This is a genomic window from Paenibacillus sp. N22P23 (genome assembly GCF_059383735.1).
Genome location: NZ_JBXENT010000016.1, coordinates 38846 through 63459 on the forward strand (window position 1 = coordinate 38846; position 24614 = coordinate 63459).

At 50.4% G+C, this 24614-nt stretch carries 19 protein-coding genes, 9 tRNA genes, 1 riboswitch and 1 other annotated feature; of the genes, 3 read left to right on the forward strand and 25 right to left on the reverse strand.

Features of this window, described 5'->3' with window-relative positions:
• Positions 1 to 172: 172 nt before the first annotated feature.
• From AC506A_RS29925 to AC506A_RS29945, 5 genes are all read right to left on the reverse strand, one after another.
• A complete protein-coding gene (locus tag AC506A_RS29925) occupies positions 173 to 754 on the reverse strand; it encodes an eCIS core domain-containing protein (RefSeq protein WP_495464663.1) in 582 nt (193 codons plus the stop codon).
• Positions 755 to 769: 15 nt separating this feature from the next.
• A complete protein-coding gene (locus AC506A_RS29930; RefSeq protein ID WP_495464664.1) occupies positions 770 to 1075 on the reverse strand; it encodes a hypothetical protein in 306 nt (101 codons plus the stop codon).
• 207 nt (positions 1076 to 1282) lie between these two features.
• The gene (locus AC506A_RS29935; protein ID WP_495464665.1) at positions 1283 to 2386 is read right to left on the reverse strand and encodes an N-acetylmuramoyl-L-alanine amidase family protein; all 1104 of its coding nucleotides are present in this window, start codon (positions 2384 to 2386) and stop codon (positions 1283 to 1285) included.
• Positions 2387 to 2526: 140 nt separating this feature from the next.
• Positions 2527 to 2787, reverse strand: coding sequence for a hypothetical protein (locus AC506A_RS29940; RefSeq protein WP_495464666.1), 261 nt, complete (start codon positions 2785 to 2787; stop codon positions 2527 to 2529).
• Positions 2788 to 2933: 146 nt separating this feature from the next.
• A complete protein-coding gene (locus AC506A_RS29945) occupies positions 2934 to 3629 on the reverse strand; it encodes a class I SAM-dependent methyltransferase (protein WP_495464667.1) in 696 nt (231 codons plus the stop codon).
• 252 nt (positions 3630 to 3881) lie between these two features.
• Between AC506A_RS29945 and AC506A_RS29950 the strand changes: the two genes are divergently transcribed.
• Entirely contained in the window at positions 3882 to 5246 is a 1365-nt protein-coding gene (locus AC506A_RS29950; protein WP_495464668.1) for a dicarboxylate/amino acid:cation symporter, read from the forward strand.
• A gap of 571 nt (positions 5247 to 5817) precedes the next feature.
• On the opposite strand, the gene AC506A_RS29955 is transcribed toward AC506A_RS29950, so the two are convergent.
• The 3 genes from AC506A_RS29955 to AC506A_RS29965 form a co-directional block, all read right to left on the reverse strand.
• Positions 5818 to 10272 carry an S-layer homology domain-containing protein gene (locus AC506A_RS29955; RefSeq protein WP_495464669.1) on the reverse strand — a complete coding sequence of 1485 codons (4455 nt, stop codon included), beginning with the start codon at positions 10270 to 10272 and terminating at the stop codon, positions 5818 to 5820.
• A 44-nt stretch (positions 10273 to 10316) separates the two neighbouring features.
• Positions 10317 to 11081 carry a hypothetical protein gene (locus tag AC506A_RS29960; protein ID WP_495464670.1) on the reverse strand — a complete coding sequence of 255 codons (765 nt, stop codon included), beginning with the start codon at positions 11079 to 11081 and terminating at the stop codon, positions 10317 to 10319.
• A 324-nt stretch (positions 11082 to 11405) separates the two neighbouring features.
• Positions 11406 to 11933 carry a hypothetical protein gene (locus tag AC506A_RS29965; protein WP_495464671.1) on the reverse strand — a complete coding sequence of 176 codons (528 nt, stop codon included), beginning with the start codon at positions 11931 to 11933 and terminating at the stop codon, positions 11406 to 11408.
• Between the two features lie 135 nt (positions 11934 to 12068).
• Positions 12069 to 12291, forward strand: a binding site (T-box leader).
• Between the two features lie 55 nt (positions 12292 to 12346).
• On the opposite strand from AC506A_RS29965, the gene tyrS reads away from it, so the two are divergent.
• A complete protein-coding gene (gene tyrS / locus AC506A_RS29970) occupies positions 12347 to 13633 on the forward strand; it encodes a tyrosine--tRNA ligase (protein WP_495464672.1) in 1287 nt (428 codons plus the stop codon).
• Positions 13634 to 13777: 144 nt separating this feature from the next.
• Here the strand turns inward: tyrS and AC506A_RS29975 are convergent, their stop codons facing one another.
• The 5 genes from AC506A_RS29975 to AC506A_RS29995 all read right to left on the reverse strand — a co-directional run bounded on the left by AC506A_RS29975 (position 13778) and on the right by AC506A_RS29995 (position 18106).
• On the reverse strand, positions 13778 to 14293 hold the full coding sequence (locus AC506A_RS29975; RefSeq protein ID WP_495464673.1) for a hypothetical protein: 516 nt from the start codon (positions 14291 to 14293) through the stop codon (positions 13778 to 13780).
• Between the two features lie 124 nt (positions 14294 to 14417).
• Positions 14418 to 15353 carry an SMP-30/gluconolactonase/LRE family protein gene (locus AC506A_RS29980; RefSeq protein ID WP_495464674.1) on the reverse strand — a complete coding sequence of 312 codons (936 nt, stop codon included), beginning with the start codon at positions 15351 to 15353 and terminating at the stop codon, positions 14418 to 14420.
• A gap of 15 nt (positions 15354 to 15368) precedes the next feature.
• Positions 15369 to 16136 (reverse strand): SDR family NAD(P)-dependent oxidoreductase, encoded by a 768-nt coding sequence (locus AC506A_RS29985; protein WP_495464675.1) that lies wholly within the window; start codon positions 16134 to 16136, stop codon positions 15369 to 15371.
• A gap of 90 nt (positions 16137 to 16226) precedes the next feature.
• Positions 16227 to 17375, reverse strand: a complete 1149-nt coding sequence (locus tag AC506A_RS29990) for a mandelate racemase/muconate lactonizing enzyme family protein (RefSeq protein ID WP_091225446.1) — start codon at positions 17373 to 17375, stop codon at positions 16227 to 16229.
• Between the two features lie 89 nt (positions 17376 to 17464).
• Positions 17465 to 18106: a GntR family transcriptional regulator gene (locus AC506A_RS29995; RefSeq protein ID WP_495464676.1), complete on the reverse strand. Its 642-nt coding sequence runs from the start codon at positions 18104 to 18106 to the stop codon at positions 17465 to 17467.
• Between the two features lie 87 nt (positions 18107 to 18193).
• Between AC506A_RS29995 and AC506A_RS30000 the strand changes: the two genes are divergently transcribed.
• Positions 18194 to 18985, forward strand: a complete 792-nt coding sequence (locus AC506A_RS30000) for a GntR family transcriptional regulator (RefSeq protein ID WP_495464677.1) — start codon at positions 18194 to 18196, stop codon at positions 18983 to 18985.
• A 536-nt stretch (positions 18986 to 19521) separates the two neighbouring features.
• Here AC506A_RS30000 and AC506A_RS30005 read toward each other — a convergent pair.
• From AC506A_RS30005 to AC506A_RS30060, 12 genes are all read right to left on the reverse strand, one after another.
• Positions 19522 to 20091, reverse strand: a complete 570-nt coding sequence (locus tag AC506A_RS30005; RefSeq protein WP_495464678.1) for a xanthine phosphoribosyltransferase — start codon at positions 20089 to 20091, stop codon at positions 19522 to 19524.
• A 73-nt stretch (positions 20092 to 20164) separates the two neighbouring features.
• Positions 20165 to 20887 (reverse strand): IMP cyclohydrolase, encoded by a 723-nt coding sequence (locus AC506A_RS30010; protein ID WP_495464679.1) that lies wholly within the window; start codon positions 20885 to 20887, stop codon positions 20165 to 20167.
• A 57-nt stretch (positions 20888 to 20944) separates the two neighbouring features.
• Positions 20945 to 21021, reverse strand: a riboswitch (ZMP/ZTP riboswitch).
• A 65-nt stretch (positions 21022 to 21086) separates the two neighbouring features.
• A complete protein-coding gene (locus AC506A_RS30015) occupies positions 21087 to 23258 on the reverse strand; it encodes an alpha-L-rhamnosidase-related protein (protein WP_495464680.1) in 2172 nt (723 codons plus the stop codon).
• A 503-nt stretch (positions 23259 to 23761) separates the two neighbouring features.
• Positions 23762 to 23838, reverse strand: a tRNA-Pro gene (locus AC506A_RS30020).
• Positions 23839 to 23853: 15 nt separating this feature from the next.
• Positions 23854 to 23930 (reverse strand) — tRNA-Arg (locus AC506A_RS30025).
• Positions 23931 to 23933: 3 nt separating this feature from the next.
• Positions 23934 to 24008, reverse strand: a tRNA-Gly gene (locus AC506A_RS30030).
• Positions 24009 to 24017: 9 nt separating this feature from the next.
• Positions 24018 to 24100 (reverse strand) — tRNA-Leu (locus AC506A_RS30035).
• 29 nt (positions 24101 to 24129) lie between these two features.
• Positions 24130 to 24205: transfer RNA gene (locus tag AC506A_RS30040), tRNA-Lys, on the reverse strand.
• 9 nt (positions 24206 to 24214) lie between these two features.
• Positions 24215 to 24290 (reverse strand) — tRNA-Thr (locus AC506A_RS30045).
• A 30-nt stretch (positions 24291 to 24320) separates the two neighbouring features.
• Positions 24321 to 24397, reverse strand: a tRNA-Asp gene (locus tag AC506A_RS30050).
• Positions 24398 to 24407: 10 nt separating this feature from the next.
• Positions 24408 to 24484: transfer RNA gene (locus tag AC506A_RS30055), tRNA-Met, on the reverse strand.
• Between the two features lie 21 nt (positions 24485 to 24505).
• Positions 24506 to 24581: transfer RNA gene (locus tag AC506A_RS30060), tRNA-Val, on the reverse strand.
• Between the last annotated feature and the right edge of the window lie 33 nt (positions 24582 to 24614).

A 24614-nucleotide genomic window follows, 5' to 3' on the forward strand; every position in this document is an offset into this window, starting at 1 on the left:
TCAGTATCAATTGTGACCGACCCGCTCCATCCTGTAACCTTTACACACGCTAGCCAAGCATCCCATCTAATGGCTCCAGCCAGAAAAGCTTGTTCAGCTCCCATGCTCATCTTCTCCTATCCCCATTCATGATAGAAAAAATGCCCCTCTCCCATGCGGGAGGAGAGCACGATTAATCGACCTTCTGCGAAGCGGCCTTCTTGCCCATGTCGTCGGCCTCTTGCTCCAGCGCAGGGTCATCGTTTACCGGCATACCGGCTACTGACAGGGTCGGCTCGATTCGTCCTTTCCGCTGCTGAACGACATGCTGCAGCTCATGGCCGATCAGCTCTTGCCCCTCTTGGGTATCCGGTTGATACTGGCCCGGTGCAAAATGAACGTCGCTGCCCTGTGTGTACGCAAGCGCGCCTACTTCTCTTGCAGACGAGGAGTTCTCGTGGACGCGAACATCCGACATATTCGATTGAAGGGCGGCTTCCATCTTCTCCTGAACGTTCGAAGGAAGTCGTCCATTCTGACGCTGCTCGTCCTCTCCCTCAGCGTTTCGCTGCACGACAGACGAGCGGCTGCTCTGCATCATCTGAATAACCGCTCGATTACCTGCTGCTTTCTGCAGCTGCAGCACCTGTTGTGGAGAGAGCATACGCTCACCGCCGGAAGCTGAACCTCCAGTCCTTTCACTGCTCCGAGACTCAGCTTGATAAGCGGAAGGACGTTTGGACTTAGCGGATTGGGACTGATGCTCGTGCGACACAGAGACTCCTCTTTTCTAATGGGTTTTGCGCAGCCGCTTGACGATCAACATCACCTCCGGATAGCTGGTCAGCATCGTCACGATGCATGCATTCTCTAAGTAATCCAGGAGGAGCGTGATGTAGATAAGAAGAGGTAATTGTTGTGCCCATGACTTCGCTGCGAACGCACGCCGGTAAATGACAGTCGTCAGCAACGCGATGAACAGGCTGTATACGATGGGATAAATAAAGTCCACTGTGAGTGTAAATGTGATGTAAAAGGATCTTCCCGCATCGCTGTATGCCCCGATTATGGCATACGCGATTCCCCTTTTCTTCACATGGAATAGCAGGGTCCAAAATCTGGGGTGTCATCGTTATTTTAGCGGATTTCTGCTGCATTTAACACTACCAGTTTGCCAAAACTGCCAATTCTTTCAGCGCAGGACAATGGTTCCTAGAATACGCTAAAGTTCGACTCCATACAGAAAAGGAGACTCCCCCTAATAAGGGTAGTCTCCTTCACACCTGCGCTGCCAAGCAGCCGCTTATCCGAAATAATTCGCCAATCCTCTTGCGATAGCCGCCGCAGCTTTCTTCTGATAGGAAGCTCCGCGAACAATCGATTCATCCTTGCGGTTCGACAGAAATCCGAGTTCAACGAGCGTCGCTACCGTATCGTTCTCCCGCAGGACATACAGATCGCCGAAGGATACGCCATGGCTGCGCAGTCCTCCGAATTCAGCCAATTCAGCTTCAACCTCTTGCGCGAGCGGCCTATCTTTCTTCTCCGAATAGAAGAAAGTCAGTATGCCGGAAGATTGTTTCTCTGAGGAATTATAATGAATGCTGACGAATGCATCCGCATCTGCTCTTTCGCTTATCCGTACACGCTCCGACAGTTCCGGTTTCTTGTCTGTCGTCCGCGTCATCACAACCGTAGCGCCCAAGCTTTGCAGCTCCTGCTTGAGATAGCTGGCTGTACTAAGTGTAAGATCTTTCTCCTTCGTCTCGTACGTTGTTCCGATCATGCCCGGATCAACACCGCCATGTCCGGCGTCAACGACGATGACCTTGCCTCTGAGTCCCTTGCCGGAATGCTTCGGCGGAACAGCGCCTTTACCGACGTACGCCTTGGACACCCAGCCTGTTGCACTGCCTGTGGTACGAATTTTGATCCAATCGCTCTGACTGCCGGTAATCGTAATCTGCTCGCCTTGAGACAATGAGCCGACTACCTTGTAGCTTACACCCGGTCCGGAACGAATCCGAAGCGAATCCGCAAGCACAGTCGCCGTAGAACCGGGACTTGTGTTCACTTTTCCGCTCGTAGGCGGCTCACTCGCCGCAGGGCTGGACTCCTTGCCTGAGCTATCCAGCTTGCTGAGCAGGTAGCCAGCGGCGTATCCTGTCACTTTGTTGTGTTTAATCTGAACCCAGCCGTCGCTGTCTTCATCGGTAACCGTAACGATATCGCCTTTATTCAGCTTGCCGACTACTGAGGATTGCAGAGACGGTTCACTGCGTACATTCATTGCGGTACTGCTGACTTTAGCTTGATAAGGGAATGCAGATGTGGCCGAAACCATTGAAATTCCAAGACTTCCGACAAGAAGTGTGATTATCATTATTAGGCTGATATATCTACGCATAGAGTCTCCTTCCAGTGGATAAAAAAGGTAGACTCTTATTATATCAGCAGTTCGTAGATTAAGGCACCCTATTTTAACAAAAAATTAGGTACTGCGAAGGTTGTCGAACAAAGTCGATTCCAAAGACTAAACCTATGTCCCTATCCCTTCTGGATATTCAGACCGAGTTCTTCCGCTCTGGCAAGTGCCTCTGGGGAAAATTTATTCTTGCTGTACTTCTGAAGGAACTCTTCCTCCGTCACCGGCACCCAGCGAAACTCGCGATTCTGGTACACCCATACTTTCTTGCCCCAATCCACGTGAATCGTGCGGCTATTCACCTTCTTCACGACGCCGATTTCGGTAATGACATTCGTATTATTGAACGTTTTCACGCATAGCTTGTTCAGCATTTGACTCATCCTATAGTCCTCCTTCTACATCTTGGTGTTGTCCTCATTATACCCGTAAAATAAGCACAATAGCTTATAACCGGGCAAAATCGTACATACAGCAATAAAGTCCGGCAGCTAAGGCGCCTCATGCGCACTCCACCTGCCGGACTTCTTTAATCGACCACTGCTGCTTTTCTCCCGAACATGACTACAAAATTATAATACTTGTACACGCAGTCGACATCCGTGAAACCAGCCTCGGCTAACCAGCCAAGCTGAGTTTGCAAATCTGTCATCCGATCGAGCTTCGTCCGCTCGTAAGCGGCTGCGATTTCGGGTTGTGATAATCCGCTTGCTTCAACCTTCCCTTTCCAAACCTCTTTATAGAGGGTATCCACAAACGGCGTATGCCCCAGCACCTGATCCGCATTAATAAAGACGCCGCCAGCTCTCAGATTGGCGAAGCTGTTGCGATACAAAGTCAGTTTGTCTGCATCTGACAGATGGTGGATCGACAGACCGGATACGATAATATCGAACGATTCTCCCGGCACAAAGGTTGTATAGTCTTCACAGCGATACGTGACACTGGGATGCTCCTTAAACCTCGATTTTGCAACGGCAAGCATCTTATCAGATAAATCGATGAGCGTAAGCTTTGCCCTCGGATATCGCTCCAAGAGAAAGGAAGAGAGCAGCCCCGTTCCAGCACCAAGATCCAAGATTGAAGGTGCTTCCGTCTCGACCTCAGCGAGCGCCGACGCGACGCCATAGAAGTCGTCAAAGCATGGAATTAATTTCTGCCGCTGCTGATCGTACACGGCTGCTGTTTCGTCGAACGTACTGCGAACATGTTGATGTTTCTCCATTCCGAACACCTCCCAAGGACTGCATCCATCATAATAGAGCGAAACGAATCCGTGAAATATTTAGAATCTATGAACGCCATCACTTTCACCTATATTCAAATGGAAGAAATCACAATCATCTTCCCTGGAAGAAATCACAATCGCGATATTTATCCGCTCCGTACTTTCTTCCCTATTGACAATATTCCCCTCGGCGATTAGAGTGAAACTATATTTCCGATAAAACTACTTGGATTAAGGGGGATTTAAACGATGGGACATATAGACAACAACTTTTTGTCAGCCATTGAAACGAACTGGTACAGCTTTGTTACTTCTATCTTTGTATTTTGGGTCTTATTTTTTCTTGCACGTAAGCGGGTAAGCTTCGGCGCTCGGGTCCTGATTGGCCTAGGCATCGGACTTGTAGTCGGCATCTTGTTTCAGAATTTGGACTATGACACCAAGGGCATTACAACGTTCGGCAGCATTTATATCAGCCTCATTCGTATGCTCGTAGTACCACTGGTCTTCATCCTTGTACTTAACAGTATTTCATCCTTAACCAATCTGGAGTATTTACGCAAAATCGGTCTCAAAACCTTCGCTTGGTTCCTAGGAACCACCGGAGTCGGCTCTATAATCGGTCTTCTGATCGCGCTTGCGATCAATCCGGGCAGCGGTATTCAACAAACGGCGCCGGCAGACTTTGAAGCCCGTGAAATTCCGACCTTCTCTGAAGTTATTCTGAGCCTCGTTCCTTCGAACCCGATTAACGAAGCAGCCAATGGCAAAGTAGTGCCTGTGCTTATCTTCGCAATCTTCCTTGCCGTAGCGATTATCAAGCTCGGATCCAGAAACGCGGAAACGGTGAAACCTGTCCGTGATCTGATTCAATCGCTCGCCCAAGTGCTTCATCAGGTCGTGAAATTCATCATTCGACTCACGCCTTATGGCGTATTCGCACTTATCGCCGGTGTTACATCCCACTATGGCTGGGAAACGCTGCAGGAGCTCGGAAGTGTAATCATTACCTCTTACGTAGCACTGATCGTGCACTTTGTTCTCATATTCGGCGGTCTGGTCTTCTTCGTTGCCAAGGTCAATCCGATCCGATTCTTCCGTAAAATCTATCCGACGATCGCTGTCGCGTTTACAACTCGCAGCAGCTATGCTACGCTTCCCGTTAATCTGGATGTCATTACGAAGCGTCTGCATGTGTCGCCACGTATCGCAAGCTTTGTTGCACCACTTGGCGCATCCGTTAACTTCAACGCATGCGGCGGGATTTGGCCGGCCATTGTCGTTGTCTTTACCGCTCAGGTGTATAACATCGATCTGGCGTTTAGCGATTATATCGTGCTTGTGCTCGTCAGCATTGTTTCATCGATCGGCGTTGCCGGTGTTCCGGGACCTGCCGTCATCTCGACAACTGTCGTATTGACTGCATTAGGTCTCCCGCTTGAAGGTATGGCAATTGTTGCCGGTGTAGAGGCACTGATCGACATGGGCCGCACAACGGTCAACGCGACAGGAACAACCGTTACTTCCCTGCTCGTTGCGAATTCGGAAGGCGAGTTTGACCGCGAAGCCTTCAACAATGACAAAGACGATGAAATCTCCCTGCAAACTGCTTAAGGTAGAAATCGTCGAAGATCAGCCCTCCCGTCCATCTATGGACGACGGAGGGCTTTTTTTGCACCCGCTCGTTTTTGCACAATTTATGTTCTGGCAGATAGCACTCATCCGTGCTTGCTCCAGCACTTTTTCTTTCCGCGAAACCGGCAATAGCGAAGTCCGTGTGACTCCATGGCATCCGCGAAACTTCCTCGGGCGGTCTGCTTTTAAGTTATTTGGAAGTGCGGAATGCTCTAACGAACCGTACGGGGCTTATTAGCCCATTAATGGCTCCGAAAGCATGCTAACGAACCGTAGGAGCTCTATTTGTCGGTTTTGGAGTAGTTTGGAGCCGATTATCCCAAGATAAGGCCTCTACGGTTCGTTAGATTCTCGAAGCCCCGAAAATCGGCGGAATAACGCCCCTACGATTCGTTAGATTTTCACCGCATGCAAGAAGAGGAGTCCGAGATGAGATTTCTACGATATGAACGCTGTGATGTGTTCATTTATATCCATAAAAAAAAGGCCGTCGAGACTTTATCGACAGCCTAATGGGCAGCCAATTGGCTGCCCATTATGAGAGGATCTTCTATTTGCTCGAAAGCAAGTTGTACAATACCTGCGCAACTTCAGCTCTTGTCGTAACCCCTTGCGGGCTTAACTTGCCGTTATTGCCGGATACGATTCCGCCTTCCACAAGCGCTGCAGCCGCCTCTTGGGCATAAGCAGCAATTTGATCAGCGTCAGCGAAGCTGCTTACAGTAGCGCCTGACTTGGCCGTCGGAAGCTTGCCAAGAGCGTCAAGCGAGCGATACAGAAGTGTAAACAGATCCTGCCTTGTAATGACTTTATCAGGTGCGAACAGATTGTCGCCAAGGCCGTTCGTGATGCCAAGACGTTTCGCTGCGCCTAGATAGATCGAGTAATAGGTATTGCCTGCATCCGCAAAATTATCCGCTTCAGTCTCATTCGGCACGATGCCATAAGCTTTCAATAGCAGCACCAGGAACTGGCCGCGCGTCACGTTCGCGAGCGGGCTGTAGTGAGTATCGTCCGTCCCCGTAGCAATATCTCTTGCCGCTAAGAAGGTTACCGCTTTGCTGTACCAAGAAGCTGGTGCAACATCGGAGAAAGCAACCTTGTTGTAACCGACGATATATTGCGAGAAGTGGTTCGTCACGAAGTCCACCGTACCTGTTGCCGAATTGAACACTCCGTTTACCGTTTCCAAGTACCCGTCATCGGTCAAATAGTAGACAATGACTGCATTTGGATCTTCGTCAGTCTTCAGCGTATAAGGCACACTTACTTTGACACTGCCTCCGCCAAAAGTTGAAACCGTTTGGTCTCCCGCTTTCACGGTCAGCTCATATACAGGTCTGTCACCTAATACTTGCTTGCCTTCTTCAGTAAGCTCACGCTTGGCAATTTCAATCGTGATATCGCCGTCACCGGAGGCTGCACGAATGTTCTCTACTGCCTTCGTGTCGAACGCAATCGAGCCGACTGTGGTGTAGTTCACTTTAACCTGCGCCCCAGTACCATCCGCAACTTCGTTGAAAGCACTGCGCGGAATGCTTAGCTGGCCGGTTTCAGTAGCTGAGCTTGCTTCTACCTTAAACTCGATTACAGCTGATTTTCCAGCCGTCTCTGCTTTCTTCGCATCGGCTACCAGAGCTGTAACCACTTCCTTCGTGACGACAGCTGATGTTGTACCTGTAGCCGCATCGGTTTTGGATGGTACAGTGAACGTTGAAGTAGCTGTATCACCTGCAGTTGTATTCGTTACCTCCACAGTTGGAGGCGTGCTTACTACATAAGGTGGCGTTGGTGGGCTAATTTGGTCACCTGGAACGACTACATCCACCGATGCTCCTGCACTGTACAGCACTTCAGTTGGCGCAATCAGCGTCGTTACACCTTCAACTCGCTTGCTGACTGGACCATTGTAGCCCGGTTTAGCCGCATAACGGACATTGTAAGTGCCTGCCGCCAAGCCAGTAATGGAATTGCCCGTTACAGCTGTATAGCTTGCAGCTCCTGCCAGCTTGTATTCCAAGCCCGCTTTCGTGCCTGTAATTTTACCGTCATTGGCAGTTGCCGTCGTTGTTCCAACACCCGCAAGCCCTGTCGGTACAGCCTCTAATCTCGAGAACAGTTTGTCGAGTGCAGCCTTGTAGACCGTGTTCGGCAATACGCCAGTCGATATGTAATCCGGCTGGATATTCGTCCACGAGTACATAAGCTCCACATGTCCAAGGATCGGAGCATTGTTGCCGGCTGCATCCTTGTTATCCTTGTTGTAGACGTACAGGTATGGAACTTGAAGCTTGTTTGCAATGACATCATTGTTATTCGCATCTTTATATCGGACGTCATTTGACCCTTTCACATATTGCGTCTGAATGTTAGTCAAGTAGGTATTCACCAGGTCCACATACAGATTGGCATATGGATGTTTCGTGTCGCGAACCATCAGACGATCGATATCGTGGGAATCGAACGTAGGCGAATCCGTCTGCGTCACATCAACGCCCGCATCCAGTCTAGGGTCCCACATGTACACTTTATCGACGTTGTATTTCTTCGCGTATTCATTGATAAACTTAATCGCCGCTTGCGTATTCGGGCACCACGATCCGCCGAAGAGAATCGCGTAGTTGCCTTGCGTAGCAAGCAACTTCGCAAGCTCATGATACGTCACATGCTCCAGTACGACATTGCCGTCCGTACCGTCGAAGATATCCCGTCCGTTCGTCGAATTGAATTTCACGTTTTTATTGAAAGCCAATTCGATAAAATCGTTCGGATTGATGGTGTCGTACGATGGTGCCGCGCCAAAGACCGCTTTTACTTGATCCTTATAAGCCGTTACCTTCGCCGCATCTTCCACGCCGTCTGTCAGGAAATCAGCCGAGCTGTTGCTGCTCTTCAGCGAAGCCACGATAGGCTGGCTGTTTGCGCCATCTTTATTATCCTTGTTGTAAATAAAGAGGAACGTTTGATCTTTGACGTCTGCAGCGGGGCTCGCTTCAATCGCTGTGCCGCTTGCATCCTTCTTCGTCAAATATTTGTTTACCAGATCTGTGTACACACCGGCAAACTGGTTGCTGCTGTCCGCAAGATCCAAGCTGATACCGTCCAGCTTCGTGTCAAAGTTATAGATCGTTGAGATGTTGTATTCTTTGGCAACCTGATTAATGAAGCCGATATTCGCCTGTGTGCTGGCAACAGATGCGCCGCCGAACAGAACCGCGTATGTTCCTTCACTCTCGAATACATGAGCGATATCCTCATACGTAGCCGTTCTGAACACATGATGGGCATCCTTCAAATTAGGGTACACATCGCTGAAATAATCATAATGGCTGATAGCACTACTTCCGCTGTTTGAAGAAGCCGGTACGACTACATCCACCGACGCTCCTGCACTGTACAGCACTTCGGCTGGGGCAATCAGTGTCGTTACACCTTCAACTCGTTTACTGACCGGACCATTGTAACCCGGTTTAGCTGCATAACGGATATTGTAAGTGCCTGCCGCCAAGCCTGTAATGGAATTACCCGTTACAGCCGTATAGCTTTCAGCGCTTGCCAGCTTGTATTCCAAGCTTGCTTTCGTGCCTGTAATTCGACCGTCACTTGCGGCTGCCGAAGTTGGCGCAACCCCCGTAAGCCCTGTCGGTACAGCCTCTAATCTCGAGAACAGTTTGTCGAGTGCAGCCTTGTAGGTCGTGTTCGGCGATACGCCTACCGGCACGTAATCCGGTTGGATATTCGTCCACGAGTACATGAGCTCAACATGTCCAAGGATCGGAGCGTTGTTGCCGGCTGCATCCTTGTTATCCTTGTTGTACGTGAACAAGTAAGGAACTTGAAGTTTGTTTGCAATGACATCATTGTTATTCGCATCTTTATATCGGACGTCATTTGACCCTTTCACATATTGCGTCAGAATGTTCGTCAGGTACGTATTCACCAGGTCCACATACAGATTGGCATATGGGTGTTTCGTGTCGCGAACCATCAGACGATCGATATCGTGGGAATCGAACGTAGCCGAATCCGTCTGCGTCACATCAACGCCCGCATCCAGTCTTGGATCCCACATGTACACTTTATCGACGTTGTATTTCTTCGCGTATTCATTGATAAACTTAATCGCCGCTTGCGTATTCGGGCACCACGATCCGCCGAAGAGAATCGCGTAGTTGCCTTGCGTAGCAAGCAGTTTAATAAGCTGATGATACGTTACATGCTCCAGTACGATGTCGCCATCCGTACCGTCGAAGATATCACGACCGTTAGTCGAGTTGAATTTCACGTTCTTATTGAAAGCCAGTTCAATGAAATCGTTCGGATTGATCGTGTCGTACGATGGTGCCGCGCCAAAGACCGCTTTTACTTGATCCTTGTACGCCGTTACTTTCGCCGCATCCTCCACGCCGTCTGTCAAGAAATCGGCCGAGGTGTTGCTGCTTTTCAGTGAAGCTACGATTGGCTGGCTGTTCGCGCCGTCTTTATTGTCCTTGTTGTAGATAAAGAGGAACGTTTGGTCTTTGACGTCTGCAGCCGGACTCGCTTCAATCGCTGTGCCGCTCGCATCCTTCTTAGTCAAATACTTGTTCACCAGATCCGTGTACACAGCGGCAAACGGATTGCTGCTGTCAGTTAGATCCAAGCTCACACCGTCGAGCTTGGTGTCAAAGTTGTAGATCGTCGAGATGTTGTATTCTTTGGCAACCTGATTAATAAAGCCGATATTCGCCTGTGTGCTGGCAACGGATGCGCCGCCGAACAGAATAGCGTATGTACCTTCACTCTCGAATACGTGAGCGATATCCTCATACGTAGCCGTTCTGAACACATGGTGAGCATCCTTCAAATTCGGGTATACATCACTAAAATAATCATAATGGCTGATAGCACTTGAGCTTGGGCTTGCCGATTCCGCGGCAGCGGCTGGAGCTTGAAAGAACGGGATCGTTAGGAAGATGGCTAGTAGTAATGCCCCTAGTCTGACAATTGGCTGATGTTTTCGCATATAGTTACGCTCCTAATTGGTGGGATGAGTGTGTGGCATTGCGGTTATGGGCAAACCTCTTCTTCCACCGCGCCGCTGTCTCCTCCGTTTGAAGAGCTCGAAGAATCCGAGGACGAAGAGTTCGAGCTTGATGATGACGATGATGAAGAGGATGACGATGAAGACGATGTCGAAGCTGCTGGTTGTGGCGTTTCTTTCTTAGCAACCAGGGAGCCTACCTTCTTTGGTCCTTTGTCAACGGGAGCTGCTTCAGGAGCCGGTGTGCTCGGTTGTTCTTCAACTACAGGTGAGGCTACAACAGCTGCTGGTTCTTCTTTTTTCTCAGATGCGACAGCTGCTTTAGGTGCAGCAGAGCTAGTCGTTACCGGGGAAGCCGTTTTCGGGCTTGTTGTTGTTGCTGCTGCTTTCACTTGCTTCACCGAAGGCTTAGTCGATGCCGCTGGTGCTGCTTTCGTTTCTTTTGCAGAAGCAGCCTCATTTTCAACGTTCACGGCTTGTGTCTCTTCAGCTGGTGCAGCTGCAGTTTCAACAGCTGGTTCAGCTGCCGGCGCTTCTTCAGTAGGAGCGACAGTTGATTCTGGTTGCTTTTCTTCTGTAGTTACTACTGCTGCAGGGGCTGCCTCTTTCGTTTCAGCAGGTGCAGCCGCTGGCGCTGCAGCTTGTTCTACAGTAGCAGCACTTGGTGCTGTTGGATTGGTACTCTCTTGCGAATCTTTATTGGCGAATACAGCGGTATAAGTCAACACCAGAAACACAGCGCTTGCGATCACCAGGGAATAAGTAAGTTTCGAAACTTTTGGTTTTTTCATAGAAAGTACATCTCCTTCTTCGCTCTCTGAGCATAGTGTAGTGGGATCTAAATGTGCCTTGCCTGTAAAGAACGACAGCTTACTTCGTCGTTCCTCCCCCTTAATGATGATTCCGGATAAAAAAAGAAGACCCAATAAGGGCGTGTACAATCACGCTCTCTCATTGAATCTCTGGTGGTCCAGTAGATTGCATCCTATGTCATCCGACAAATGAATTGCTGTCGTTTGCTTTACTTGTTTCTATCTTATTGGCAACAGCATCCATTGTCAACACTTTTCCTATCGTTTTTGTCGGAATTAAAATTCATACCTGAAAACAGCCCGTCAATCCCCCGTACTTAGGCCATCCAGCGCCTCAAGCGTTTGTATCACATGATCAATAAGATCCGGCAAATCCTCCATTTGCTCCTCGTTGATTTTCCGGTTGAAATGTAATTCAATTTCATTAAAATAGCTGACCGCTTGTTCACCATACGTGAAGCTCAGCGTTTGTGTAGGCGGCAGCTCCGGCTGCCACAAGTCGAGCAGCTTCTGCTCAATCGCTTTGCACTCCGCTTCAATATCTTGAACCGGCATATAGAAGCGCAACCGCAGCGTACATCCCGGGTTCTCGCCTTTCTGCTCAAGCAGCTCTGCCGCGAGATCCTTCAGCGATGCTTCCAGCCTGATCTCTGCCGTAATGCCGCCACCGCTCGCTAGCGTAAATTGCAGGGCGAATACCCGTGCCATAACCGCCATTTCAAGCCGATCAACCCGATGCGTAATAAGTATTTGTCCGGAAATATTGTCCAGATCATAGACTTGGTTCTCGATCGATACCTTCAAGTTATCAAATACAGTCGGATCAAACATGCGTGATCGAGCTCCTTTCGCTGGTATGGTCTTATCTTATAACGTGGCGAAAAACCTGCCAAGTTCTTCTTCAGCTCTCTTCAAAGTTGACATGCTGAGCCACAATCGTATAAAGTTATTTCAATAAGTAAAATGCATAAAGCCATGAAGGAAAACAGCAGCGTTCAAATCATGCTTCCAGAGAGTCGGCGGTTGGTGCAAGCCGGTACAGATTGAACGTCAATTACATTTCCCGAGCTTCTCGCCTCCGAAACTGCAGCGTGCAGAAGGAGCAGACGGTTGTCAGCCGTTACATGACATGAGTGGAGAACGCACTGCGTTTTCAATTAGGGTGGTAACGCGATGACTCGTCCCTGTCTATGACAGGGGCGGGTCTTTCTTTTGTTTTCAACTAACTACTGGAGGGATTTCTAATGTTGAGTGGAAGCGTACAAAACAGTAAAGACCTGGTTAATGATTTGGAGTACCGTGGTCTGATTCATCAGCTAACCGATACCGAGAATTTGCGAAAGAAGCTGGAAAGTGAGCGTGTTACGCTGTACTGTGGTTTCGATCCGACGGCCGACAGCCTTCATATTGGCAGCCTGCTACCTATTCTATGCCTTCGTCGCTTCCAGCTTGCAGGCCATATTCCGCTTGCACTTGTTGGCGGCGGCACAGGCTTGATCGGCGATCCAAGCGGCCGCTCCAGCGAACGTTCGCTTAATACTGCGGACACGGTTGCTTCGTGGACGAACAGCTTGAAAGCACAGCTATCTGCCTTTCTCGATTTCAATTCAGAAGGCAACCCTGCCAAGCTGGTAAGCAATTACAACTGGATTGCTCCGCTTGATGTCATTACGTTCCTGCGGGATATCGGCAAGAACTTCACAGTTAATTACATGCTGGCTAAAGACTCCGTAGATTCGCGGCTGTCCAACGGCATTTCGTTTACGGAATTCAGCTATATGATATTGCAAGCTTACGATTTCTATAAGCTGAACCAAGAACATAACTGTTCCCTGCAAGTGGGCGGAAGCGACCAGTGGGGCAACATTACGGCAGGTCTTGAATTGATCGGCAAAATGGGCGGCAGCGACGCTTACGGCATGACGATGCCGCTTGTCACGAAGAGCGACGGCAAGAAGTTCGGCAAATCCGAGACCGGTGCAATCTGGCTCGATCGGAACAAAACATCGGTGTACCAGTTCTATCAGTTCTGGATCAACACAGACGATAACGATGTGGTGAAATTCTTGAAATACTTCACGTTCCTCTCGCAAGCAGAAATCGAGGCGCTGGAGTCCGAGCTGAAGCAGCAGCCTGAACGCCGCGTCGCACAACGCGAGCTTGCCCGCGAGGTAACGAAAATCGTGCATGGCGAAGAAGCAGTCGTAACAGCTGAGAAAATCACGCAAGCGCTGTTCTCCGGCGAGTTCATGTCACTGAGCGAAACCGAGCTTGTAGAGGCGCTGCAAGATATGCCCACTACCGTGTGTACAGGCGAAGAAGATCGCAGCTTGATGAACCTCATGATTGAAGTCGGGGCGGCTCCTTCGCGTCGACAAGCTAAACAGGACATCGAGAGCGGCGCTGTCTACATCAATGGACAGAAGCTAACGGATGGTGAAACCGTCCTTGGCCAAGATCAGAAGCTATACGGCAAGTACATTGTCCTTCGCCGCGGGAAGAAGAACTACTTCCTGGCGCGGTTTGAATAGCATACCGTATGTAACCAGAGCGGCTGCTTGGAACTTTCATTTCTTGAAAGTTTCAGGCTGCCGCTCTTTTTATACTGCAAATAAAATAAGCCGCAATCCATGGTTCGCATGGATTGCGGCTTTCGAAGGCGTATAGCCAATAGGTTAAGGAATAAATTGCTGTACGATGCGTGTGACTTTACCGTTCTTAATCGTTAGATGATACGGATAATCGCTGACTGTAATGAGGCCATCCGCGTGGAAAATTCCATCGAACTTCGCAAGCGAAATCGTCTGGTTCCACTCGGTGGAAGCATTCACGAGGCTTCCGGTGCGATCGTAGATTTGCATGATGACGGTCGCGTTAGGATCAACCTCAAGCTTCTTCAGCGTCTCATCATCATTGACGATGTAGTAGCCGTCTGGCGCTTCGTCTAGTCCGGAATCCGGCTCTTCCTTGACGAAAGCCTCATCCGCCGCTTCACCTTCGAACCACTGAATCTCGTCTGTCTGCAGAAGCAGCTTACCGCCTTGCTTGTCCATGCCGTTGATGTAAACTGTGATCATTTCCGGAGTTTGGGTTACAGGCGCGTAGCCCTTATTATCGACTGCCGATGCTGTTGAGATGCAAGCCACCAATCCGATGATTGTTAGCGTGATGCCTAGTGCATGTCGGTTCATAATTGCCATCTCCTCGCTCGCAAGCGTTAGCGAGACTTGCCCTTTGAGTCAGGCTTGCCTCTATCTCTACTATACCCGTTTTGGGTAAAATTGATAGATTCCGCAAGCTCGAATTTGCTAAAATTTACGTAAATGTTTTGTCGCTTCGGAAAGCATATGTCGGCGTACCGACTACGCCCGGTTTGCATGTGAATAGTCCACCTGCATGCGGCTGATCACCATTCGTCTCATAAGTTAAACCAATGCTCGCCGTCGTGATATAGAGCGTATCCAATTGCTCGCCGCCGAAGATACACGAGCTCGCTTTTGCCACCGGAACGAAGATTGATTCCAGCTTTTGACCGGTCAGCGGATTCCATCTGGACACTTGCCAGCCATCCCAATGCGCGATCCACAGCATGCCTTCGCTATCGATCGTCATTCCATCCGGGAACCCTTCTTCCGGCTGAAAATCAATCACCAGGCGCGGATTACTAATCATCCCAGTCTTCACATCATAGTCGAACCCTGTCACCGTCTGCTTCATGGAATCAATATAGTACATCTGCTTCTCATCAAGACTCCAAGCGATGCCGTTGGACACGCCTACGTCATCCACCATTTTGCGGCAGCTTAGGTCGTTATCCAACACATAGAAGGACCCCTTAACTTCTACTTCGGCGTCCTGCATCGTCCCAGCCCAATAACGGCCGGCAGAATCACATTTTCCGTCGTTGAATCGGTTCTCAGGCAAATGCGACTCCGGGTCGGCAATAGGCGTGAGTTCGCCGGTCCCGCAGTGGTAACGCTCGAATCCATCCCGCGTCGTCAAAATGACGGCATCGCCATCCGAAGCATCACATACGACAGCACCGACAGGCTTGCCAATCGTGAACTTCTCGTTGAGCCCTGTAGCCGGATCGAACCGACTGAATGAGCCGCCTGTTATATCCACCCAATAAAGTTTCCCTTGTTCCGCATTCCAGCTTGGTCCTTCGGCGAGTATCGCTTTGGCGTCCAGTACCAGCTCTGCCTTTCGCGAATGAAGCTGCTCTCGCAGCTGTGCATTAGATTGCTGCATCAACCGTTCGTCCTCCTACAAATCAATAGTCATCCCGCCATCCGCCACTAACACGGCCCCCGTCATAAACGAGTTATCCGCACTTGCCGCGAACATGACGACCGTTGCAATCTCATCTGCTGTGCCAACACGGCCCATCGGCTGCGCTTCGTTCCACTGCTTCATCGTTTCCTCGCGCGGCGTGTCGAGGTTCTTAATGCTGCTCTCCAGCATTGGCGTATGTACAGCTCCGGGCAGAACTGTGTTTACCCGAATATTCTGCTTAGCAAAATCAAGCGCAATCGCACGCGTCAGCGAAACGATGCCACCTTTGGAAGCCGCATAAGCAGAATAACCATCCAGCGTAGCAAGTGCGTGTACGGAGCTGACGTTTACGATGGCACCGCCGCCATTACTGACCATAGCAGGAAGCACCTCGCGGCAGAATAAAAAGACCGATGTCAAATTATTCGTGATGACCTCGTTCCACCCCTGCAAGCTCATCTCCGTGATGCGAATTTGCGGGCATACCGCGGCATTGTTCACCATAACATCGATTCGGCCATACTTGGAGAGCGTATCCTCTACAACCCGCTTCACATCCGCCTCCGATGATACATCTGCCTGCATCGCGGTGGCAATCCATCCCGCTTCAGTAATCTCATCTGCAACCGCCTCGCCTTTCGAAGCGGTGCGATTTACCACGACAACCGCTGCACCTTCCCTTGCAAAACGGTGACAGACAGCCCTGCCAATCCCGCTTCCCCCACCTGTCACGATAACCACTTTCCCGTTCCAGCTCATCGGTCGCCCACCTTCACACTATCGCTATGATCGAAAGAGACGTCCTTCGTACGGACGCCTCTCCTCGCCTTGCTTTGCTTTGTGCTGCTGCTACTTGACGGTTTCGCGCTTCTCCCAACCTTGTTTGAAGAGCGGCAGCCAATTGCCAACCTGATACGGATGCTTATCGATTTCTTCAAGATTCAGCTCTACACCAAGGCCCGGACCCTCCGGAGGCAATAAGTATCCATTCTGAACTTTCAAAGGCGGAAGCAGTACTTGCTCTTCCCACGGCTCATTGAATTCATCGAAAATTTCATGGATCAAGAAATTCGGCGTCGCCATGTTCAAGTGGCTGCATACGACCGAGCATACCGGACCTTGCGCGCTGTGCGGAGCCGTCACACCGTTATGGGCATGCACCATGCCGCAAATTTGCTTCGATGCCGAGATACCGAGATACTGCGGTTCCAGCTGAATAATATGCACCGCATCATGGCGGAGAAGCTCGGCGAATTGTTCGCGCGAGTAGTAGTCCTCCCCGCAGGCAACCGGCACCGGACTGCGGCGCGCCACTTCGACCATGCTGGAGATCAGCTGCGGTGGAACAGGCGCTTCGAACCAGGTCGGCTCATATTTCAGCATCGCGTCCGCAAATTGCAGGGCCGTACTTACGCTGAAGCGGTTATGTCCTTCAATGAGAATATCGACATCTTTGCCGACCGCTTCCCGAACAGCCGCAATATTCTCAATCGCAGCGGAGAAATCCTGCCTGCTGACTGTCCGCCAAGCTGCGCCAAACGGATCGAACTTCAAAGCAGTGTAACCTTTATCGACTACAATCTTCGCTTTCTCGAAGAAATTCTCCGGCGTATTCGGTCCGCGGTACCAGCCGTTTGCGTAGCAGCGCAGCTTATCGTGGCAGCTGCCGCCAAGCAGTTTATAGAGCGGCTGATTCGTTACCTTGCCCATGATGTCCCAGCAAGCGGTTTCAATTGCGGCCAAAGCAGACCCTTGAATCTGTCCGCCGTCAGAATAGACGTCGCGGAACAGCTTCAGGCTGATCGTTTCCACATCGAACGGATCGCGTCCAATGACGAGATGCTTCAGCTCATGAATGGCAGCTTCTACGGTTTTGGCAAAACCGTTCAGCGTCCCTTCGCCTAACCCCGTGACGCCCTCATCTGTGTCCACTAATACGAAGAGCCAGTTCTTCCACGGGTTTCCGAGAATATAAGTGCGGATATTCGTTATTTTCATTGCCGCTATGCCTCCCAATTCGTTGTCCTTGATTGAGCCCAGCGTAGCATAGCGGTTTGGGGAGCGACAAGATGTCTAACTTGTATACATCAAAGCATAATCTTCTTCACATATTCGATATGCCGCTGCGATAGCTGGACGGTCAGCTCAGGATCAGTAGCTGCCAGTGCATGGCGAATTTGCCAATGCTCTTCTATACTGCCTGCGAGCCGCTTCTTATTGCGATTAAAGGTCGTCCGCACGACAAGCAGGAACTTATCCTGGATGCGCGACATCACTTCTGTATACTCCTCATTATCGAGCCCTGCGATAATCAGCGCATGGAATTGCCGATCAAGCTCCACGTACCGGATAATGTCCTCCTCTGCAATCGCTTCTGCCTGCTGCGCCAAATTCGCATCTAAACCCACGAAGAATGCCGTATCCATCATCCCCGTCAGTCGCCGAACCGCATAAGTTTCCAGCGACAGCCGCAGCTCATAGATCTCCAGAATCTTCTTAAGTGAAACCTCTTGCACGATGACCCCCTGCTTCGGGGACAGCTTTACGAGCCCCATCATCTCCAGCCGGTCTAGCGCGGAGCGAATCGGTGTTTTGCTCATGCCGAGCAGCTCACTAAGCATCTTCTCGGACAAAAACATGCCGCCCGGCCATTCCCCTTCAACAATCCGTTTCTTAATCGCTTCGAAAGCCTGATCACGAAGCGTCATCGCGGTCTGCTGCTTCTCCAACGGCCGTCCCTCCTTCGCTTCCTCTCTCTTATGTTATACTACTTTTTAATAGCTTTCGGTTGTACGAATTATAGGAGGGACCTCAGCATGCCACGCCAATCGCTGCGCAATGAAGCCTATCACATCATCTACGAACAAATTATAGGCGGTGAGCTTGCCAAAGGAACCGTCACCTCCGAGGTACAGCTCAGCCGTCAGCTCGATATGAGCCGCACGCCGGTCCGCGCCGCACTGCAGCAGCTCGAGAACGAAGGCTTCCTGCGGATCATTCCCAAACACGGCGTGCTGGTACTCGATTCATCCGCCCAGCGAGTCGGCGATCTTCTTGAACTGCTAACTGCGCTGCTGCTGTATGCCGTGACGACAGTTCGCCTCCGTGACGGAAATGCACTGGACGAATTGTCCCGGCAACTGATTGGCGAGCTGGAATCACTGCTAGCTGCTGACGATGAGCCCGCTCCTGGAACTGGCGGCATACCCGCTCCTCGCACTAACGGCATGCCCGCTTCTGGCGCTGGCGGCGTGCCCTCTCCTAGCGCTGGCGGCGTGCCTTCTCCTGGCGGCGGCGATCAGCCCTCTCCTGGCACTGACGGCGTGCCCTCTCCTAGCGCTGGCGGCGAGCTCGCGTTATGCCAGTTCGAATATGATTTCGTGAGCCGTGTCATCGCGCTAAGCCACAATCAGGAGATGCAGCAAACGTTAGCAAACAGCGCATCCCGATTATTATGGACCGGCAACAAGAAACGGTGGATCGCCCCCTACCGCCTTGAAATGGGGGAAACACTTCATTCATTACTGCGCCGATTGACCGCTGATACGGACAGCTTCATCGAAGCATTGAACCGCTATTTGCACATGCTGAAGAAGACCTGGATCTAGTCAATAGAATAACCTAGAGGTACGCTTCCACCAATCGCTCCCCATCAGTGAGTTTCACTCTAACGAATCCCAGAGGTCTTATTTCGACATATTAACTGGGTTTGAATTTCTAACGAATCCTACAGGCGGCACTATTTCATGTGCAGATGCCGATTTTGACTCCATTTCCCCATAATAAGGCCTGCACGATTCGTTAGATTTGATTATCGGCTAATTTCATGCAAATAAGGCCCGTACGATTCGTTAGCACTTAACCACAGTAACAAACTTCCTCTACCTGTCTCGAACATAGCATACCTCTGATCCCAACCCATACAAAAATGGCTGCACCGGTCCCATCCCCTGGTACAGCCATTCCCCATATCTCATGTTACTCTTCACTCATCACTCATCATTCGCAACTCACTTCGCAGTCAGCGTACCCAGCAAAGCCTCCCTTTGGGATAGACACGCGGAGTCCGATATTTCTATCATCATGATCATTCGCCGCACAAGAAATCTTGCCAAATTCCTAATTGTTCACGGCTTACCTGCCATTAAACGAACTCCACCTTGCCGCCTTCCAGCGAAGCAATACGAGCGAGCGACTCCACGCGGAATCCCTGATCCGTAAGCTTACCTCTGCCGGATTGGAACGACTTTTCAATGACGATGCCCATTCCAGCCACCTCGGCCCCGGCTTGCTGAACAATGCGAGCCATCCCAAGTGCAGCCTCTCCATGTGCAAGGAAATCATCAATAATCAGCACGCGATCAGCCGGTGCGAGGAATTTTCGAGATACCGTGACCTCGCTCTCCTCCTGCTTCGTGAACGAGTAGACCTTCTCCGTGTACAGATCATCGCGAAGGGTCAGCGATTTACGTTTACGCGCGAACACCATCGGCACGCCAAGCTGTAGCGCCGTTAATACGGCCGGTGCAATGCCTGAAGACTCGATCGTCATGATCTTCGTCACAGCACTCTCGCGAAACAGCTGCGCGAATGTTTTTCCGATCTCCAGCATCAACTCCGCATCTACTTGGTGGTTCAGAAACGTATCTACCTTTAGCACGCCGCCATCCAGCACGATGCCTTCTTCTCTAATTTTTTGCCTCAGAAGTTCCACTGTACGCACACTCCTTGTTCCCTTTTCACCATAATGCTCCAGTATTCCCCGATTATCCGGCCTAATCCTATCCTTATCTGTTACTCACATGGCACACGTGCTTATTCCGAAAAGCAAAATCAATCGTTTGATCCTCCACACTAATCGATTTAACCAGCAGCGATATTCGATTATCCGGATTGATTCCCTTCCAATAGAAATCGGCGGTTTCTTCAATCGAATCGAATAACGGCACTTCGAACGGATCACCTTTAAACGGCTTCAAAACGCCGTCCCGCTCTGACTCATAGGTATGTATGCAGTGTCCTGTCCCCTGCTTAAATCGGCTGAAGTGATAGCGACTACGCAAGCAAACGGAAGGATCATTGTCATAGGTTTTGAGAATCGACAATTCATACTGCTGCACATCCGCATAGATGACAGCAGAAATTCTCGGTGTATAATGCGGCGAATCCGGCTCGAATTCTCGGTTCATAAGCGCTTGTTCAAAGGTCTGCCTGCGCTGTAGACCTTCGTAGATCGTGTCCGTCTGGTCACCGTTAGAGACAATGTGTGTATCCTCCCAGTGGCGGATCGGATAATAAATAATAAGTGAAGGGTCTTCCATCAACGCCGGATCGAATGCTTTGTTTCTCACATGCATGCCATCTTGCTCGAAAATCCGATTGCGGCTGTTCACACTACGACCCATAATCCAATACACCTGCATGTAATGCGACCCGGAAGGCGTCATGCCCGCAATCAAGGTTCTCCCCGGATAAGGCTTCTCAAACAGCTCCTGTTGATAGGATTTCACTCACATCCGCTCCTCTCCTAATACAAAAAGAGGCAAGGAGAACTCGGAAGCTCCCCTTACCTCTGCCCAGGCGTACGGCTCGTATCCATATGCTCCCTCATGGTTCCCCATGTACGCCAGTTACATATAGACTTTAAATTACTCTCACAATACCTAAATGAGTCCAATAAATCAACAATTATTCTTCTCACTTATCCATTTAGACGACCTTATTCTCGCTCAATTCCACAACCTGCACGCCAGGAGGCACAATGACGCTCGTGCACACCTTGCCATCATCGTCCACATACCATTTCACCTGGAGATCGCCATGCGGCGTGTTGACCGTACCGCTGCAGGCACGAATACCGCCAACCGGTTTCGGCGAGACCATGACTGTTTTGTAACCTGGTTCAAGCGATTGAACGCCAAGAACAACTTCTCCGATCCATTTCACAGGCGTGCTCGACCAGGCATGACATAGGCTCATCCGATACGAACCGTACGCTGTATAGGTCGTAAGGGCATCGTGATAATCACACCCGCCATTTCCTTCCCCATGTGAATAGGCTTCCCAGAAGGTCGTCGCCCCGTGATCGAGCATTCCACCCCATACAATCGAAATCACCTCATATGCACGGTCATGTTTCCCATACCGAGAATAACATTCCGCCAGCTGAAACGCCGACAACGGTGTGATCGGATCCATCAATTCATATTCATCCAAGAAGGCTTCGGCTGCTTCAGCACTTACATAACCACTCGCAATGCCCAGTACTTTGACCGCCAGCGCATAGGAGTCTTTCATATAATCCTCGGAAGAAAGTGCCCGCATCGGCCAGTCCAGCAGCGGCTCCAGCTCAAGCTCCGGCAATTCGGCTGCCAGTTTCAACAAGTCGGCATGCGTTAATGCATAAATAGCCTGTAGCGCAATGACCTTCTCTTCGTTCGTCAGCGGTACCCATTCAATCAGAATGCCGTCTTGGATGAGAAGCCCTTCGCCCGGTCTTGTGTTCTGCCGCACCCAATTGATATGACGCTGCATCGGCTCCTTCATTTCCAGTACGAAAGCCTTATCTCCCGTTTGAAAATAATACTCGGTGACCGTCTTCATCCACCATAGCGTATATTCACAAATACTGTTCATCCAATGCCCGCTAGGCGTACCTTCGCCCAGCTCACGGACTGCGCGGCGAATAACCCTCGTATCGTCCCATAAGAAATAACATGATTTTGCCGCCAGGTAGAAATCAAAGGTCCAATTCAGCCGATCACGCTTAATCCCGTCCCACAAGCCGATCTGATGACAAATCCGGCTCGTATGGGCGGAAACCTCAAAGATTTGATTCAGCTCAGCATTATCGCTTTGCAGTTTCCCAGCCTGACGCAGCGCCACATGCACCGTTTGGAACGTCAGCTCAAGTAGAAAAGACTGCTCCACCTCACCAAGCACATAGAACTGAATATACCTGCAGCCCTGCGGTAGTGTAAAGACCTTCTCCCCCGGAGGAACAACGAGCCATTCCGTGATACATCCATCGTAATGCGCAAGCTCCATGAGCGATTCTGCACCATTCCATAGCAGCTTAACCGGCTCGTCCCCCAGATTGGAGACGGCAAACCGGCAGTTATGTTCCGCCAGCACATCGACTGTAACTCTGGAAGCAGCGCCAAGCTCCATCTCCATCTGGAGCTGTCTCATTGCTTTCCACTCATTCTGCTTCCGCAAATGGTAGAACAGCTCAAGCTGCTCTTGCTCCGGCTTATCTATCCAGCCATCCAGACCATGGGCACCGCTCAAGCGAACTTTGCCCTCATCCGATACATCCGCCTCGATTGCGTATAGATCCCGCACGATAACTTCATCCAGGTTGTAGGCCGCTATATCTCCGAAGCCGCCTGACACGAACGCAGCCGGGCTGTTCTCCAAATCGCCGAAGGGCTCTTCGCCAAGCAGGCAAATTTGCACAGCAGCCGAATCATCTGCCTGCCACTTCGCTTCCTCTGTCGTAAGCCACAATCCTTCGCCCTGCAGGAAAGCGATCGCTCCAACCCTGCGATTCCACAGATAATAGTTCACCTCAACCAGCGGGATGAAAGCCGTACAGTCCATCTCAAATCGCAGCTCATGCTCCCCCTGCGTCAATACATCCGGAAACCCAACAATCTTCATAAACTCGCCTGCATTCCCAGGACGTTCAGCAATTTCTGCAACCACTTGCCCATCAAGTACAACCCGTGTTCCACCCGTAAATGCCGCGTGTAAGGAGACTTGGCCGATTTCTTGCTCTGCCGTGAAAGTACGAGTCAGCACGCAGCTTGGCCGCTGCTCCCGTTCCTGGTGCCAAATCCAAACCGGCAGTTTTACCTCAGATATTGTTGTGGTTTCCAAAGTATCGTTCCTCTCTTTGCTTACAATTTAACAGCTCCGGATACTAGGCCATCATAAAGAAAAATATGTCTCTACTACGATCCCGCTATTCCTATATAAACAACACACCTTAAGCGGAAACTGACGTCTTGCATAAACATAACCGGATCCCCGATCCCCATAATTCCCATAAAACGTTTTTAATGTGGTCCTAAGGCCGCTAGTCACCGTCTCATGGCGGAGAATCACGTCTTTGTAAGCATTTTCAATTCTTTGTACTGACATCTTACCATCGACTTATCGATTCCTTCAACATTAAAACAAACAGCATTTCCACAGCGCTGAACCCCTTGTTATCACTGGATTTTCTCGAAATTCCGGTATAAAAATAACGAAAAAAAATACGAGCCTGAACATATTTATATAAAACGTTTTAATCTCGGCAAATGCAACATTCACTGACTACTCGCCAGAACGCACAAAAAAAGCTCCCTGCTTTCGCAAGGAGCGTTAATGTAAAAAGATGGTCGGGATGACACGATTTGAACATGCGACCCCCTGGTCCCAAACCAGGTGCTCTACCAAGCTGAGCTACATCCCGTTATGAAATAAAAAATGGCGTGCCCTGAGAGATTCGAACTCCCGACCTTTTGATTCGTAGTCAAATGCTCTATCCAGCTGAGCTAAGGGCACTAATGGAGCGGAAGACGGGAATCGAACCCGCGACCCTCGCCTTGGCAAGGCGATGCTCTACCGCTGAGCCACTTCCGCAAGTAAATATGGTGCGCGTAGAGGGACTTGAACCCCCACGGTCGCCCGCCAGATCCTAAGTCTGGTGCGTCTGCCAATTCCGCCATACGCGCATGAGTGAAAATCATTTTCCATAAGAAAATGGTGAGTCATGTAGGATTCGAACCTACGACACCCTGATTAAAAGTCAGGTGCTCTACCAACTGAGCTAATGACTCGAGTAAAGATGGTGCCGGCGATAGGAGTCGAACCCACGACCTACTGATTACAAGTCAGTTGCTCTACCAACTGAGCTACACCGGCGAGTGTTGAATTGTATTGCTTTGGTTAAAATGGCGGAGCCGACGGGATTCGAACCCGCGGTCTCCTGCGTGACAGGCAGGCATGTTGGGCCACTACACCACGGCTCCGCAGTAAAATTGGTTGCGGGGGCAGGATTTGAACCTGCGGCCTTCGGGTTATGAGCCCGACGAGCTACCGAGCTGCTCCACCCCGCGATAATACAAGTAAAACTTTTATGGTGGAGGCTGACGGGATCGAACCGCCGACCCTCTGCTTGTAAGGCAGATGCTCTCCCAGCTGAGCTAAGCCTCCAGGGAAATGAATGGTGACCCGTAGGGGACTCGA

What these genes read in the sequence shown, in the direction of transcription:
- AC506A_RS29965 (WP_495464671.1), bottom strand. Translation starts at nt 11,933, where the DNA reads ATGTTTGATCCGACTGTATTTGATAACTTGAAGGTATCGATCGAGAAC.
- AC506A_RS29975 (WP_495464673.1), bottom strand. Translation starts at nt 14,293, where the DNA reads ATGAACCGACATGCACTAGGCATCACGCTAACAATCATCGGATTGGTG.
- AC506A_RS29940 (WP_495464666.1), bottom strand. Translation starts at nt 2,787, where the DNA reads ATGAGTCAAATGCTGAACAAGCTATGCGTGAAAACGTTCAATAATACG.
- AC506A_RS29935 (WP_495464665.1), bottom strand. Translation starts at nt 2,386, where the DNA reads ATGCGTAGATATATCAGCCTAATAATGATAATCACACTTCTTGTCGGA.
- AC506A_RS29960 (WP_495464670.1), bottom strand. Translation starts at nt 11,081, where the DNA reads ATGAAAAAACCAAAAGTTTCGAAACTTACTTATTCCCTGGTGATCGCA.
- tyrS (WP_495464672.1), top strand. Translation starts at nt 12,347, where the DNA reads ATGTTGAGTGGAAGCGTACAAAACAGTAAAGACCTGGTTAATGATTTG.
- AC506A_RS29985 (WP_495464675.1), bottom strand. Translation starts at nt 16,136, where the DNA reads ATGAGCTGGAACGGGAAAGTGGTTATCGTGACAGGTGGGGGAAGCGGG.
- AC506A_RS29955 (WP_495464669.1), bottom strand. Translation starts at nt 10,272, where the DNA reads ATGCGAAAACATCAGCCAATTGTCAGACTAGGGGCATTACTACTAGCC.
- AC506A_RS29945 (WP_495464667.1), bottom strand. Translation starts at nt 3,629, where the DNA reads ATGGAGAAACATCAACATGTTCGCAGTACGTTCGACGAAACAGCAGCC.
- AC506A_RS30000 (WP_495464677.1), top strand. Translation starts at nt 18,194, where the DNA reads ATGCCACGCCAATCGCTGCGCAATGAAGCCTATCACATCATCTACGAA.
- AC506A_RS29990 (WP_091225446.1), bottom strand. Translation starts at nt 17,375, where the DNA reads ATGAAAATAACGAATATCCGCACTTATATTCTCGGAAACCCGTGGAAG.
- AC506A_RS29950 (WP_495464668.1), top strand. Translation starts at nt 3,882, where the DNA reads ATGGGACATATAGACAACAACTTTTTGTCAGCCATTGAAACGAACTGG.
- AC506A_RS29980 (WP_495464674.1), bottom strand. Translation starts at nt 15,353, where the DNA reads ATGCAGCAATCTAATGCACAGCTGCGAGAGCAGCTTCATTCGCGAAAG.